12 protein-coding genes are annotated in these 15,178 nt (G+C 62.6%); 10 read left to right on the top strand and 2 right to left on the bottom strand.

Going from position 1 to position 15,178, the window contains the following annotated elements; all coding sequences use genetic code 11:
* Positions 1-90 precede the first annotated feature (90 nt).
* Entirely contained in the window at positions 91-459 is a 369-nt protein-coding gene (locus CAG41_RS17535) for a hypothetical protein (RefSeq protein ID WP_085577752.1), read from the top strand.
* A 130-nt stretch (positions 460-589) separates the two neighbouring features.
* Here CAG41_RS17535 and CAG41_RS17530 read toward each other — a convergent pair whose 3' ends face one another.
* Positions 590-2,185, bottom strand: coding sequence for a glycosyl hydrolase family 17 protein (locus tag CAG41_RS17530; protein WP_085577751.1), 1,596 nt, complete (start codon positions 2,183-2,185; stop codon positions 590-592).
* A 286-nt stretch (positions 2,186-2,471) separates the two neighbouring features.
* On the opposite strand from CAG41_RS17530, the gene CAG41_RS17520 reads away from it, so the two are divergent.
* The 3 genes from CAG41_RS17520 (at position 2,472) to CAG41_RS17510 (ending at position 5,531) form a co-directional block, all read left to right on the top strand.
* Positions 2,472-3,323 carry a glycine betaine ABC transporter substrate-binding protein gene (locus tag CAG41_RS17520; protein WP_085577750.1) on the top strand — a complete coding sequence of 284 codons (852 nt, stop codon included), beginning with the start codon at positions 2,472-2,474 and terminating at the stop codon, positions 3,321-3,323.
* Between the two features lie 241 nt (positions 3,324-3,564).
* A complete protein-coding gene (locus CAG41_RS17515) occupies positions 3,565-3,876 on the top strand; it encodes a DUF485 domain-containing protein (protein ID WP_085577749.1) in 312 nt (103 codons plus the stop codon).
* Complete coding sequence (locus CAG41_RS17510; RefSeq protein WP_085631178.1) at positions 3,873-5,531, top strand: cation acetate symporter; 1,659 nt, start codon at positions 3,873-3,875, stop codon at positions 5,529-5,531. Before CAG41_RS17515 ends, CAG41_RS17510 begins: the two co-directional genes overlap by 4 nt.
* A 308-nt stretch (positions 5,532-5,839) precedes the next feature.
* On the opposite strand, the gene gltA is transcribed toward CAG41_RS17510, so the two are convergent.
* Entirely contained in the window at positions 5,840-7,129 is a 1,290-nt protein-coding gene (gene gltA, locus CAG41_RS17505; RefSeq protein WP_007959044.1) for a citrate synthase, read from the bottom strand.
* Positions 7,130-7,493: 364 nt separating this feature from the next.
* On the opposite strand from gltA, the gene sdhC reads away from it, so the two are divergent.
* The 6 genes from sdhC to odhB all read left to right on the top strand — a co-directional run bounded on the left by sdhC (position 7,494) and on the right by odhB (position 15,095).
* On the top strand, positions 7,494-7,868 hold the full coding sequence (gene sdhC / locus CAG41_RS17500; RefSeq protein WP_011333113.1) for a succinate dehydrogenase, cytochrome b556 subunit: 375 nt from the start codon (positions 7,494-7,496) through the stop codon (positions 7,866-7,868).
* Entirely contained in the window at positions 7,862-8,230 is a 369-nt protein-coding gene (gene sdhD, locus CAG41_RS17495) for a succinate dehydrogenase, hydrophobic membrane anchor protein (RefSeq protein ID WP_055137329.1), read from the top strand. The genes sdhC and sdhD overlap by 7 nt, the downstream gene beginning before the upstream one ends.
* A gap of 3 nt (positions 8,231-8,233) precedes the next feature.
* On the top strand, positions 8,234-10,006 hold the full coding sequence (gene sdhA, locus CAG41_RS17490; RefSeq protein ID WP_085577747.1) for a succinate dehydrogenase flavoprotein subunit: 1,773 nt from the start codon (positions 8,234-8,236) through the stop codon (positions 10,004-10,006).
* Between the two features lie 11 nt (positions 10,007-10,017).
* On the top strand, positions 10,018-10,722 hold the full coding sequence (locus CAG41_RS17485; protein WP_065260469.1) for a succinate dehydrogenase iron-sulfur subunit: 705 nt from the start codon (positions 10,018-10,020) through the stop codon (positions 10,720-10,722).
* Positions 10,723-10,997: 275 nt separating this feature from the next.
* A complete protein-coding gene (locus CAG41_RS17480) occupies positions 10,998-13,829 on the top strand; it encodes a 2-oxoglutarate dehydrogenase E1 component (protein WP_085577746.1) in 2,832 nt (943 codons plus the stop codon).
* Between the two features lie 42 nt (positions 13,830-13,871).
* Positions 13,872-15,095, top strand: a complete 1,224-nt coding sequence (gene odhB / locus CAG41_RS17475; RefSeq protein WP_085577745.1) for a 2-oxoglutarate dehydrogenase complex dihydrolipoyllysine-residue succinyltransferase — start codon at positions 13,872-13,874, stop codon at positions 15,093-15,095.
* The last annotated feature ends 83 nt before the right edge of the window (positions 15,096-15,178 follow it).

Raw genomic sequence — 15,178 nt, 5'->3', positions numbered from 1 at the left:
ACGGGAAGGCCAGTTAAGTGTTGTTAGTCCTTGCATAAGATGGCCGGCGGATTAAGCTGGCCGCCGGTTTTTTGTTGATTGGAGTGTTCCATGTCCCGCCGCCTGCCGGTGCTGTCGCTGCTCGTTCTGCTGCCGTTGTGGTTCGCCGCCAGTTACGCCGCGCGTTACGGCTTCATGGAGGACGGGCAGTGGGTCGGCATCTGTGCCGATGAGGCGAGCCGTTGGGAGTGCCAGGTGCGCTCGAGCCTGGGCCTGCTGATTCACTTCAAGGCGCTGGGCTGGGCGGCTGTCGCGACGGCGGTGGCCGGCTTCGTCCTGCCGGGACGGGCAGGGTGGTGGCTGGCGGTGCTGGCGCTGGCGTTCGGGCTGCCGGCGCTGGCGCTGTACAACACGACGCTGGCGGTGTTCGCGGTGGTGATCGCCGGGCTGCGGCTGGTCCGGGAGCCCCGCAGCGCCTGACGTGCCCGGCCAGGCGGCGCCCTGCTGGCGCCATCGCCAGCAGGCTGGCTCCCGCAAGGATTGTCGTGGGAATCTCGATCCAGTGTAGGAGCGAGCCTGCTCGCGATGAGGTCGTTGAAGGCGGCGAAGCTCAGCCCTGGCGAACCCGCAGGCACCGCCACAAGGCAACGACCATCAACCCGCTGACCAGCGCCCAGCCCCAGGCCTGCTGGTTCTGCAGCCCTTCACGGAACAGCTGCGGCGCGATACCGGCACCGACGATGAAGGTGAGCAGGGCGATTTCGCGACGCGGCACACGCACCGGGCGGCACAGGTACACCAGCGCCGGTACCACGAACGCGGCGCTGGGGAAGCTGCGGTAGCGCGGGTCGAACACCAGCTCCAGCATCATCACCGCCGCCGCGAAACCGGCGGCCGCCACCAGCCATCCGGCGCGGCGCTCCAATGCGTCGAACCAACGCCCGCGCCAGCCATCACGGGCACTCAGGCTCAGCGCGGCGTGGGCGAGGACCAGCAGGTTCAGCCCGGCCAGCAAGCCGGCCCACAGCCATTCGCCGGCAAACCGTGCCGTCACCTGCGCCAGGTCGCCCCAAGCGCCGATGGCGCAGGCCGCCAGCGCCCCCAGCAACGGCAGCACCAGCGCCGCCCGGGTGCTGCGCACGCGCCCGCCCAGGAACAGCGTACCCAGGAACATCAGCCCGCCCGCCGCCAGCCAGTGCTTCCAGTACGGCACGTTGGTCACCGGCCCCTCCAGCACGCCCTTGTCCTGGCGATCGGCATCGAACAGCCCCCAGTAACCGCCCACCGCGCCTTCGCTCGCGCGCTTCCACGGCTGGTCGAAGGCTTCGATCAGGTTGTAGCGCCAGCCTTCCTTTTCGGCCATCGCGACAAAGCCGCGGATGAACTTGGCCTCGTTGACCCGGCTCGGCACGGCGGTCTCGCGCTGGCGACCCTCGCTCGGCCAACCGGTCTCGCCGATGAGCACGTCCTTGGGCGCGAACTGGTTGCCGAACACCTGGCGTACGTCTGCCACGTGCTGCAAGGCGGCGTCGATGTTCGACGGCTCGTCCTCCCAGTACGGCAGCAAATGGATGGTGAGGAAATCCACCGCCGGCGCGATTTCCGGGTGCTTGAGCCAGAACTCCCAGACATCGGCGTAGGTCACCGGTTGCTTGACCTGGCCTTTCACCTTGTTGATCAGCCGCGCGAGCTGGGCCCCGGTGACTTCCTTGCGCAGCAGCGCTTCGTTGCCGACGATCACCGCGCTGACCACGTCGGGGTTGGCGTTGGCCGAGGCGATCAGCAGGTCGACTTCCTTTTCGGTGTCCACCGGGTTGCTGTTGACCCAGGCGCCGATCATCAGCTTCAGGCCGTGCTTGCGCGCCAGTGCCGGCAGGGCTTCGAGGCCGGTCATGGAATAGGTGCGGATGCACTGGAAGCGGGTGGCGAGCAGGGCGAGGTCGGCGTCCATGCGCTCCGGGCGCAGCTTGAACGGCACGTCGAACGGCGACTGATCCTTGTCGAACGGCGTGTAGGACGCGCATTGCAGCTTGTGGGTCGCGCTGGCGGCGTCCGGCAGGACGGCCGGTTTGCCCAGGCCGTACCAGAAGCCGCACAGGGCGAGCAGGCCGAGCAGGCAGGCGCATAGATAAGGAAGGATCGGGAAACGGGACGTCGCGGACATGGTCGGGCCGGGTGGCTGCAAAGCGACGCATCTTACCTGCATTCGGGCCCGGGTTGCAGGTTGCGGGGCTCTGGCATGCAAGGTTCGGGCGGTTTGCACGAGACGTTTTTGCGGCGCCGGGTTAATGGCCTTCTGATGTCGTTTCTCGTTGCGTCGAGGTCGCTGGCAGAGCAGGTCGTGCGGGGCGCCGGGTTGATGATCGAAGCCGTCAGTGCTCCGCTGATGTTCGAACGAGTTTGCGGTCAGGCGTGATGGGGGCGCCGTGCACCATAACAATACGTTGACGCCGTCCGGCATCCGTCGGACGCAGCATTTCGGGGAAGTAACGATGAAAATGCGACGACTTTTAGCCGCAGGTGCCGCCCTGGCGCTTGCGATGGGCTCCACTTTCGCCAGCGCTGAAAAACAGACACTGAACATCGGTTACGTTGACGGCTGGTCCGACAGCGTCGCGACCACCCACGTGGCCGCCGAAGTGATCAAGCAGAAACTCGGCTACGACGTGAAGCTGCAAGCCGTCGCCACCGGGATCATGTGGCAGGGTGTCGCCACCGGTAAACTCGACGCCATGCTCTCGGCCTGGCTGCCGGTGACCCACGGCGAATACTGGGCCAAGAACAAGGATCTGGTCGTCGACTACGGCCCCAACTTCAAGGACGCGAAGATCGGCCTGATCGTGCCGGAGTACGTGAAGGCCCAGTCCATCGAAGACCTGAAGACCGACGACAGCTTCAAGAAGCGCATCGTCGGCATCGACGCCGGCTCAGGCGTGATGCTCAAGACCGACCAGGCCATCAAGGACTACGGCCTGACCGGCTATCAGCTCAAGGCCAGTTCCGGCGCCGGCATGATCGCCGAGCTGACCCGTGCCGAGAAGAAGAACGAATCCATCGCCGTGACCGGCTGGGTGCCGCACTGGATGTTCGCCAAGTGGAAGCTGCGCTTCCTCGAAGATCCGAAAGGCGTGTACGGCGCGGCGGAGACCGTGAACAGCATCGGCAGCAAAGAACTGGACGCCAAGGCGCCGGAAGTCGCCAAGTTCCTGAAGAATTTCCAGTGGGCGTCGAAGGACGAGATCGGCCAGGTCATGCTGGCGATCCAGGACGGCGCCAAGCCTGAGGCGGCGGCCAAGGACTGGGTGGCCAAGCATCCGGAGCGTGTGGCCGACTGGACTAAGTAACCTCAATACCGCACACCCTGTGGGAGCGGGCTTGCCCGCGATAGCGTTCTGTCGGTTGACTGATCAGTCGGCTGACACGACGCCATCGCGGGCAAGCCCGCTCCCACAGTTTTTTGTGTGTGCTCAAAAATGGCAAAAGTGTCATGGGCATCTACTACTAAGGTCGTCTGGAAGCTCTCCCGCAGCCGCATACAGTGGATATGTTCCAAAAATAAAAATCTGTGCTGCGAGGATAACAACAATGAACGACAGCATTTACCTCTCGATTCAGAACAGCCCGCGCTTCAAGGAGCTGGTGAAGAAAAGGGAACGGTTCGCCTGGATACTCTCGGCGATCATGCTAGGGCTCTACTCCGGCTTCATCCTGCTCATCGCCTACGGTCCGCAGGTGCTCGGCGCCAAGGTCAGCGCCGGCTCGTCCATCACCTGGGGCATCCCCATCGGCGTGGGGCTGATCGTCTCGGCCTTCATCCTGACCGGCATCTACGTGCGTCGCGCCAACGGCGAGTTCGACGACCTGAACAACGCGATCCTCAAGGAGGCTCAGCAATGATCCGGCGTCTACTGGCTCTTCTGAGCATCTCTGCATTCGCGCCGGCCGTCTGGGCCGCCGACGCCCTGACCGGCGAAGTCCACAAGCAACCGCTGAACGTCTCCGCGATCGTCATGTTCGTGGTGTTCGTCGGCGCGACCCTGTGCATCACCTACTGGGCATCGAAGCGCAACAAGTCGGCGGCCGACTACTATGCCGCCGGCGGCAAGATCACCGGTTTCCAGAACGGCCTGGCGATTGCCGGGGACTACATGTCGGCGGCGTCCTTCCTGGGGATTTCCGCGCTGGTGTTCACTTCCGGCTACGACGGCCTGATCTACTCGATCGGCTTTCTGGTGGGCTGGCCGATCATCCTGTTCCTGATCGCCGAGCGCCTGCGCAACCTGGGCAAGTACACCTTTGCCGACGTGGCGTCCTACCGCCTGGGTCAGACCCAGATCCGCACGTTGTCGGCCTGCGGTTCGCTGGTGGTGGTGGCGTTCTACCTGATCGCGCAGATGGTCGGCGCCGGCAAGCTGATCCAACTGCTGTTCGGCCTCGACTACCACGTCGCGGTGATCCTGGTCGGTATCCTGATGTGCCTGTACGTGCTGTTCGGCGGCATGCTGGCGACCACCTGGGTGCAGATCATCAAGGCGGTGCTGCTGCTGTCCGGCGCCTCGTTCATGGCGCTGATGGTGATGAAGTACGTCAACTTCGACTTCAACACCCTGTTCTCCGAGGCGGTGAAGGTCCACGCCAAGGGTGAGGCGATCATGAGCCCGGGCGGCCTGGTGAAGGATCCGATCTCGGCGTTCTCCCTCGGCCTGGCGCTGATGTTCGGCACCGCCGGCCTGCCGCACATCCTGATGCGCTTCTTCACCGTGAGCGACGCCAAGGAAGCGCGCAAGAGCGTGCTGTACGCCACCGGTTTCATCGGCTACTTCTACATCCTGACCTTCATCATCGGTTTCGGCGCGATCCTTCTGGTCAGCACCAACCCGGCGTTCAAGGACGCGGCGGGCGCGCTGCTCGGTGGCAACAACATGGCGGCGGTGCACCTGGCCAATGCCGTGGGCGGCAGCGTGTTCCTGGGCTTCATCTCGGCGGTGGCGTTCGCGACCATCCTGGCGGTGGTGGCGGGCCTGACCCTGGCCGGCGCCTCGGCGGTGTCCCATGACCTGTACGCCAGCGTGATCAAGAAGGGCAAGGCCAACGAGAAGGACGAGATCCGCGTCTCGAAGATCACCACCGTGACGCTGGGCATCCTGGCCATCGGCCTGGGCATCCTGTTCGAAAGCCAGAACATCGCGTTCATGGTCGGCCTGGCGTTCTCCATCGCGGCCAGCTGCAACTTCCCGGTGCTGCTGCTTTCGATGTACTGGAAGCGCCTCACCACCCGCGGCGCCATGATCGGCGGCTGGCTGGGCCTGGTCAGCGCGGTGGGCCTGATGATCCTCGGCCCGACCATCTGGGTGCAGATCCTGCACAACGAGAAGGCGATCTTCCCGTACGAATACCCGGCGCTGTTCTCGATGATCATCGCGTTCATCGGCATCTGGTTCTTCTCGGTCACCGACAAGTCGGCCGCCGCAGAGAACGAGCGTGCGCTGTTCTTCCCGCAGTTCGTGCGTTCGCAGACCGGTCTGGGGGCGAGCGGGGCGGTGTCGCACTGACGGCTGCCGCAAGCTACAAGCCTTGAGCTGCAAGTGAAATGCCCCGGTCGAGAGATCGGGGCATTTTTTTGCTGCTGGGAAAGGGCGGAGGGCTTGATGGCTGTGGGGGATGTGCCGGCCTCATCGCCAGCAGGCTGGCTCCCACAGGGTTTTGTGGTGTTGTGCAGCGTTCGTGTGCGCCTTGGGCCTTTGTGGGAGCCAGCCTGCTGGCGATAGCGCTGGTAAGGCCAGGCCCGGAAAACAAAACGGCCCCCATTCTCATGGGGGCCGTTTCGGGTGCTGCCTAAGACGTTATCGCAAGACAGGTCTTATTTGCGGTCTTCCAGCTTGGTGATGTCACGCGACTCGTAGCCGGTGTACAGCTGGCGCGGACGGCCGATCTTGTACGGGCTGGAGAGCATTTCCTTCCAGTGGGAGATCCAGCCGACGGTGCGGGCCAGGGCGAAGATCACGGTGAACATGCTGGTCGGAATGCCGATCGCCTTGAGGATGATCCCCGAGTAGAAGTCGACGTTCGGGTACAGCGAGCGCTCGATGAAGTACGGATCGGTCAGGGCGATCTCTTCCAGGCGCATGGCCAGCTCGAGTTGCGGATCGTTCTGGATGCCCAGTTCTTTCAGCACTTCGTCGCAGGTCTGCTTCATCACGGTGGCGCGCGGGTCGCGGTTCTTGTAGACGCGGTGACCGAAGCCCATCAGCTTGAACGGATCGTTCTTGTCCTTGGCCTTGGCGATGAACTTGTCGATGTTCGACACGTCGCCGATCTCATCGAGCATGGTCAGCACGGCTTCGTTCGCACCGCCGTGGGCAGGGCCCCACAGCGCGGCGATGCCGGCGGCGATGCAGGCGAACGGGTTGGCGCCCGAGGAGCCGGCCAGACGCACGGTGGAGGTCGAGGCGTTCTGCTCGTGGTCGGCGTGGAGGATGAAGATCCGGTCCATGGCCTTGGCAAGCACCGGGCTGATCGGTTTGATCTCGCACGGGGTGTTGAACATCATGTGCAGGAAGTTCTCCGCGTACGACAGGTCGTTGCGCGGGTACATCATCGGCTGGCCCATGGAGTACTTGTAGACCATCGCGGCCAGGGTCGGCATCTTGGCGACCAGGCGGATCGCGGAGATTTCGCGATGCTGCGGGTTATTGATGTCCAAGGAGTCGTGGTAGAAGGCGGAGAGGGCGCCGACCACGCCGCACATGACGGCCATCGGGTGGGCGTCGCGGCGGAAGCCGTTGAAGAAGGTCTTCAGCTGCTCGTGAACCATGGTGTGGTTCTTGACGGTGCCGACGAACTGGGCCTTCTGTTCTGCGGTCGGCAGTTCGCCGTTGAGCAGCAGGTAGCAGGTTTCCAGGTAGTCCGACTTTTCGGCCAGCTGTTCGATCGGGTAGCCGCGGTGCAGCAGGATGCCGTTGTCGCCGTCGATATAGGTGATCTTCGATTCGCACGAGGCGGTCGACATGAAGCCTGGGTCGAACGTGAAGCGGCCCGTGGCCGTCAGGCCCCGAACATCGATAACATCGGGACCAACGGTGCCGGTTAAAATGGGCAGCTCGACGGGGGCTGCGCCCTCGATGATCAACTGCGCTTTTTTGTCAGCCATGTGGCCTCCTATTTATGCTTGAAATCATCAGACAGACCCCCCACGCAGGGCCCGCACCACTATAGTGAGATAAATTCGAATGTCAATTTGCCTAAAGTCTTGCTCCAGAAGGCTTTAAGCAGACTTTTTCCTCGAAATTGCCTGCCATTTACGCCTTTTATGGGCGTTGTGCAATCCGCTATTGGGGGTAGGTGATTGCGTTGTCATTAGTAGCCTAACTGTCTATACTCGGCGACCGACCGCCAAGGGCTTTTGGGCTTGCTTTCATTGGGGGTCGCATCCCTGGGTGGTGGTTACCTGACCAGTGCACTCCCCAACAACTTTGCCCTGATTGTTAGGGGCTCTTCAGTGTGAAAAAAAAGCCGTGAAAAGCCAACGACCTGTAAACCTAGACCTAAGGACCATCAAACTCCCCATCACCGGCGTTACGTCGTTCCTTCACCGTGTTTCCGGCATCATCCTCTTCCTGGGCCTCGGCATCATGCTTTACGCATTGGGCAAGTCCTTGGGTTCCGAGGAAGGATATGTCGAAGTGAAGGCATGCTTGACCAGCCCGCTGGCCAAGTTCGTAGCATGGGGCCTCCTGTCCGCTCTGCTGTATCACCTGGTTGCCGGTGTGCGCCACTTGATCATGGACATGGGCATCGGTGAGACGCTGGAAGGCGGCCGCCTGGGCTCGAAACTCATCATCGCCGTTTCCGTGGTGCTGATCGTTCTGGCAGGAGTTTGGATATGGTAACCAGCGTTACGAATCTTTCGCGTTCGGGCCTCTATGACTGGATGGCACAGCGTGTGTCTGCGGTCGTTCTCGCGGCTTATTTCATTTTTCTGATCGGCTACCTCGCCGCGAACCCCGGCATCGGCTATGAGCAATGGCACGGTCTGTTCGCCCACAATGCGATGCGTATCTTCAGTCTCCTGGCCCTCGTTGCCCTCGGCGCCCACGCCTGGGTCGGCATGTGGACCATCGCGACCGACTACCTGACGCCGATGGCGCTGGGCAAGTCCGCGACTGCAGTGCGTTTCCTTTTCCAGGCGGTATGCGGCGTCGCGATGTTCGCTTACTTCGTCTGGGGTGTGCAGATTCTCTGGGGTATCTGATTCATGGCTAACATTCCAACGATTTCTTTCGACGCCATCATCATTGGCGGCGGCGGCGCCGGCATGCGCGCTGCGCTGCAACTGGCGCAAGGCGGTCACAAGACTGCCGTGATCACCAAGGTCTTCCCGACCCGTTCGCACACCGTGTCCGCCCAGGGCGGCATCACCTGCGCCATCGCTTCGGCCGACCCGAACGACGACTGGCGCTGGCACATGTACGACACCGTCAAGGGCTCCGACTACATCGGTGACCAGGACGCCATCGAATACATGTGTCAGGAAGGCCCTGCCGCCGTGTTCGAGCTGGACCACATGGGTCTGCCGTTCTCCCGCACCGAGACCGGCCGCATCTACCAGCGTCCGTTCGGCGGTCAGTCCAAGGACTACGGCAAGGGCGGGCAGGCTGCCCGTACCTGCGCCGCGTCCGACCGTACCGGCCACGCGCTGCTGCACACCCTCTATCAGGGCAACCTGAAAGCCGGCACCACGTTCCTGAACGAGTACTACGCTGTCGATCTGGTGAAGAACCAGGAAGGCGAGTTCGTCGGCGTGATCGCCATCTGCATCGAGACCGGCGAAACCACCTACATCCGTTCGAAAGCCACCGTGCTGGCGACCGGCGGTGCAGGCCGCATCTACGCTTCGACCACCAACGCCCTGATCAACACCGGTGACGGCGTGGGCATGGCCCTGCGTGCCGGCGTGCCGGTGCAGGACATCGAAATGTGGCAGTTCCACCCGACCGGCATCGCCGGCGCCGGCGTACTGGTCACCGAAGGCTGCCGCGGTGAGGGTGGTTACCTCATCAACAAGCACGGCGAGCGTTTCATGGAGCGCTACGCTCCGAACGCCAAAGACCTGGCCGGTCGCGACGTGGTTGCCCGTTCGATGGTCAAAGAGATCATCGCCGGCAACGGTTGCGGTCCGAACGGCGACCACGTGATGCTCAAGCTCGACCACCTGGGCGAGGAAGTGCTGCACAGCCGTCTGCCAGGCATCTGCGAACTGTCGAAGACCTTCGCCCACGTTGACCCGGTCGTCGCTCCGGTTCCGGTCGTTCCGACCTGCCACTACATGATGGGCGGCGTTGCCACCAACATCCATGGCCAGGCGATCACCCAGGACGCCGACGGCACGGACAAGATCATTCCTGGTCTGTTCGCTGTGGGTGAAGTGGCTTGCGTATCGGTTCACGGCGCCAACCGTCTGGGCGGCAACTCGCTGCTCGACCTGGTGGTGTTCGGCCGCGCTGCCGGCCTGCACCTGGAGAAGGCGCTGACCGACGGCATCGAATACGACGACGCCACCGAGGCCGACATCGAAGCCGCGCTGGCCCGTCTGAACGCGCTGAACAACCGCACCGACGGCGAAGACGTCGCCACCCTGCGTCGCGAGCTGCAAAGCTGCATGCAGAACTACTTCGGCGTGTTCCGCACCGGCGAATACATGCAGAAGGGCATCGCTCAGCTCGCCGAGCTGCGCAAGCGCATCGCCAACGTGAAGATCAACGATAAGTCGCAGGCGTTCAACACTGCACGTATCGAAGCGCTGGAGCTGCAGAACCTGCTGGAAGTGGCCGAAGCCACCGCCATCGCTGCAGAAGTGCGCAAAGAGTCCCGCGGCGCCCACGCCCGTGAAGACTACGAAGACCGTGACGACGAAAACTGGCTGTGCCACACCCTGTACTTCCCGGGTGAGAAACGTGTCGCCAAGCGTGCCGTGAACTTCTCGCCGAAGACTGTTCCGACTTTCGAACCTAAAGTCCGGACTTATTAAGGGTGACCGCCATGTTGAAAGTCAGTGTTTATCGTTACAACCCTGATCAGGACGCTGCGCCGTTCATGCAGGAATTCCAGGTCGATACCGGTGGCAAGGACCTGATGGTGCTGGACGTGCTGGCCCTGATCAAAGAGCAGGACGAGGGTTTCTCCTACCGTCGCTCCTGCCGTGAAGGCGTCTGCGGCTCCGACGGCATGAACATCAACGGCAAGAACGGCCTGGCGTGCATCACGCCGCTGTCCGCCGTGGTGAAAGGCAACAAGCTGGTCATTCGTCCGCTGCCGGGTTTGCCGGTCATCCGTGACCTGGTCGTCGATATGAGCATCTTCTACAAGCAATACGAGAAGGTGAAGCCATTCCTGCAGAACGACACGCCGGCTCCGGCCATCGAGCGTCTGCAGTCGCCTGAAGAGCGTGAAAAGCTGGACGGACTGTACGAGTGCATCCTGTGCGCCTGCTGCTCGACCTCCTGCCCGTCCTTCTGGTGGAACCCGGACAAGTTCCTGGGCCCGGCCGCCCTGCTGCAAGCGTACCGCTTCCTGGCAGACAGCCGCGACACCAAGACCTCCGAGCGTCTGGCTTCGCTCGATGACCCGTTCAGCGTCTTCCGCTGCCGGGGCATCATGAACTGCGTCAACGTATGTCCGAAAGGCCTGAACCCGACTAAGGCCATCGGTCACATCCGTAACATGCTGCTCTCGAGCGGCGTGTGATTCAGCTGCTGTACCCGCCGCTGTAAAAAGCGGCACCGCTGTACCCGTAGAAGGTCTCGGCGCGGGCTTCAACCCGCGCCCTGGCTATAACCAGAGCAACAGCCAAAAGCTGCGGCTCTTATTTTTGAAGAAATGAGACAAGCAGGGGCATCCGGGCTGGTACCCGGACTATCAGTGTGATCCTAAGTGGCTTGTTTTGGTCGCTGCATTCGGACTTCTGCAAGCTTGCTCGGTGTCGACGCCGATGGTGTTCCCCTAACCGAGGGTGACCAAGCATGCAAGAAAGCGTGATGCAGCGCATGTGGAACAGCGCCTACCTTTCAGGTGGAAACGCTGCCTATGTGGAAGAGCTTTATGAGCTCTACCTGCACGACCCTAACGCTGTGCCAGAAGAGTGGCGCACCTACTTTCAGAAGCTGCCAGCCGACGGCAGCTCTGCCACCGATGTTTCGCACTCCACGATTCGCGATCATTTCGTGCTGCTGGCAAAGAACCAGCGCCGCGCCCAGCCGGTTTCCGCCGGCAGCGTGAGCAGTGAGCACGAGAAGAAGCAAGTTGAAGTGCTGCGATTGATCCAGGCCTACCGTATGCGTGGCCACCAGGCAGCCCAGCTTGACCCGCTGGGGCTGTGGCAGCGTCCTGCACCGGCAGACCTGTCGATCAATCACTACGGCTTGACCAATGCCGATCTTGATACGACCTTCCGTGCCGGCGACCTGTTCATCGGCAAGGAGGAGGCGAGCCTACGCGAAATTCACGAAGCGTTGCAGCAGACATATTGCCGCACCATCGGCGCTGAATTCACGCACATCACCGATTCCGAGCAGCGCCAGTGGTTCCAGCAGCGTCTGGAAAGCGTACGCGGCCGTCCGACCTATTCCGCCGACATCAAGAGCCACCTGCTCGAGCGCGTCACCGCCGGCGAAGGCCTGGAGAAGTACCTGGGCACCAAGTACCCGGGCACCAAGCGTTTCGGTCTGGAAGGCGGCGAAAGCCTGATCCCGATGCTCGACGAGCTGATCCAGCGCTCCGGTTCCTACGGCACCAAGGAAGTCGTGATCGGCATGGCCCACCGCGGCCGCCTGAACGTGCTGGTCAACACCTTCGGCAAGAACCCGCGCGAGCTGTTCGACGAGTTCGAAGGCAAGAAGAAGGTCGAGCTGGGCTCCGGCGACGTGAAGTACCACCAGGGCTTCTCGTCCAACGTGATGACCTCCGGTGGCGAAGTCCACCTGGCGATGGCGTTCAACCCGTCCCACCTGGAAATCGTTTCCCCGGTGGTCGAGGGTTCCGTACGCGCCCGTCAGGACCGCCGCAACGACCCGACCGGCGAGAAGGTACTGCCGATCTCCATCCACGGTGACGCTGCGTTCGCAGGTCAGGGCGTGGTCATGGAAACCTTCCAGATGTCGCAGACCCGCGGTTTCAAGACCGGCGGCACCGTGCACATCGTGATCAACAACCAGGTCGGCTTCACCATCAGCAACCCGCTGGACTCGCGTTCCACCGAGTACGCCACCGACGTTGCGAAGATGATCCAGGCGCCGATTCTTCACGTGAACGGCGACGATCCGGAAGCCGTGCTGTTCGTGACCCAGCTGGCCATCGACTACCGCATGCAGTTCAAGCGCGACGTGGTGATCGACCTGGTCTGCTACCGTCGCCGCGGCCACAACGAAGCCGACGAGCCGAGCGGCACCCAGCCTCTGATGTATCAGCAGATCACCAAGCAGCGCACCACCCGTGAGCTGTACGCTGATCGCCTGACCCAGAGCGGTGTGCTCGACGCCGAGCGCGTCCAGGCCAAGGTCGACGAGTACCGCAACGCGCTGGACAACGGCCTGCACGTGGTGAAGTCGCTGGTCAAGGAGCCGAACAAAGAGCTGTTCGTCGACTGGCGTCCGTACCTGGGCCACGCCTGGACCGCGCGTCACGACACCCGCTTCGATCTGAAGACCCTGCAGGAACTGTCCGCCAAGCTGCTGGAGATCCCGGAAGGCTTCGTGGTTCAGCGTCAGGTCGCCAAGATCTACGAAGACCGTCAGAAGATGCAAGCCGGCGGCCTGCCGATCAACTGGGGCTACGCCGAAACCATGGCGTACGCGACCCTGGCGTTCGAAGGTCACCCGATCCGCATGACTGGTCAGGACATCGGCCGCGGCACGTTCTCGCACCGCCACGCCGTCCTGCACAACCAGAAGGATGCCGGCACCTACGTTCCGCTCAAGCATCTGTTCGAAGGTCAGCCGCGTTTCGAGCTGTACGACTCGTTCCTGTCGGAAGAGGCCGTGCTGGCGTTCGAATACGGCTACTCGACCACCACGCCGAACGCGCTGGTGATATGGGAAGCCCAGTTCGGCGACTTCGCCAACGGTGCGCAGGTCGTGATCGACCAGTTCATCACCAGCGGCGAGCACAAGTGGGGCCGCCTGTGCGGTCTGACCATGCTGCTGCCGCACGGCTACGAAGGCCAGGGCCCCGAGCACTCCTCGGCACGCCTTGAGCGTTACCTGCAGCTGTGCGCCGAGCACAACATCCAGGTGTGCATGCCGACCACCCCGGCCCAGATCTACCACCTCCTGCGTCGCCAGGTGATCCGTCCGCTGCGCAAGCCGCTGGTGGTCCTGACGCCGAAGTCGCTGCTGCGCCACAAGTTGGCCATCTCGACTCTGGAAGATCTGGCCGAAGGCTCGTTCCAGACCGTTATCCCGGAAATCGATGCACTGGACCCGAAAAAGGTCGAGCGCGTTGTCCTGTGCAGCGGCAAGGTCTATTACGACCTGCTGGAAAAACGCCGTGCCGAAGGTCGTGAAGATATCGCCATCGTGCGTATCGAGCAGCTGTACCCGTTCCCTGAGGACGACCTGAAGGAAGTCCTGGCGCCTTACACCAACGTGAAACACGCCGTTTGGTGTCAGGAAGAGCCTATGAACCAGGGCGCCTGGTACTGCAGCCAGCACCACCTGCGTCGCAGCGTCGGCAACCTCAACAAGTCTCTCGTACTCGAGTACGCGGGCCGTGAGGCATCTGCCGCACCTGCATGCGGTTACGCATCGATGCACGCCGAGCAGCAGGAACAACTGCTGCAAGACGCGTTTACCGTTTAACGCCTTCGCGCACCTGAAACCGAATTTAAGGAACCACAGACAATGGCTATCGAGATCAAAGCCCCCACTTTCCCGGAATCGGTCGCCGACGGCACCGTTGCTACCTGGCACAAGCAACCGGGCGACGCCGTCAAGCGTGACGAACTGATCGTCGACATCGAGACCGACAAGGTCGTGCTGGAAGTGCTGGCCACCGCCGACGGCGTGCTGGGCGCAATCGTCAAGAACGAAGGCGACACCGTTCTGTCCGACGAAGTGCTGGGCTCCATCGTTGAAGGCGGCGCTGCCGCCGCCGCTCCTGCTGCCGCTGCTGCTCCGGCCGCCGCTGCCGCTGCCCCGGCTGCCGCCGACGGCGAAGACGACCCGATCGCTGCACCGGCCGCACGCAAGCTGGCTGAAGAGAACGGCATCAACATCGCTTCCGTTGCCGGCACCGGCAAGGGCGGTCGCGTGACCAAGGAAGACGTGGTGGCTGCCGTTGCCGCCAAGAAGGCCGCTCCGGCCGCCGCACCTGCCAAGGCTGCCGCACCTGCCGCCGCCGCTCCGGTGTTCGCTGCCGGCGACCGCGTCGAGAAGCGCGTTCCGATGACCCGCCTGCGTGCCAAGGTCGCCGAGCGTCTGGTCGAAGCCCAGTCGAACATGGCGATGCTGACCACCTTCAACGAAGTCGACATGACCGAAGTCATGGCCCTGCGTTCGAAGTACAAGGATCTGTTCGAGAAGTCCCACAACGGCGTGCGCCTGGGCTTCATGTCGTTCTTCGTGAAAGCCGCCACCGAAGCCCTGAAGCGCTTCCCGGCCGTGAACGCGTCGATCGACGGTTCGGACATCGTCTACCACGGTTATGCCGACATCGGTGTCGCCGTTTCCAGCGACCGTGGCCTGGTGGTGCCGGTCCTGCGCAACGCCGAACTGATGAGCCTGGCTGAAATCGAAGGCGGCATCGCCACCTTCGGCAAGAAAGCCCGTGACGGCAAACTGTCGATGGAAGAGATGACCGGCGGTACCTTCACCATCACCAACGGTGGTACCTTCGGTTCGATGATGTCGACCCCGATCGTCAACCCGCCGCAGGCCGCGATCCTGGGCATGCACAACATCATCCAGCGTCCTATGGCCGTCAACGGTCAGGTCGTGATCCGTCCGATGATGTACCTGGCGCTGTCCTACGATCACCGTCTGATCGATGGCAAAGAAGCTGTGACCTTCCTGGTGACCATCAAGAACCTGCTGGAAGATCCGGCTCGTCTGTTGCTGGATATCTGATAGAAGCAGTCACGCGCTGCAGGCTTCAGGCTGCGAGAAAACGCAGCTTGGCTTGCGGCGCGCGGCTTGAAGCTTTTCGCTCA

The sequence above is a fragment of the Pseudomonas sp. B35(2017) genome, from assembly GCF_002113645.1.
GTDB classification, from domain to species: domain Bacteria; phylum Pseudomonadota; class Gammaproteobacteria; order Pseudomonadales; family Pseudomonadaceae; genus Aquipseudomonas; species Aquipseudomonas ekonensis.
Note: the sequence above shows the minus strand (reverse complement) of the source record. Positions and strands in the feature narration are given on the sequence as shown.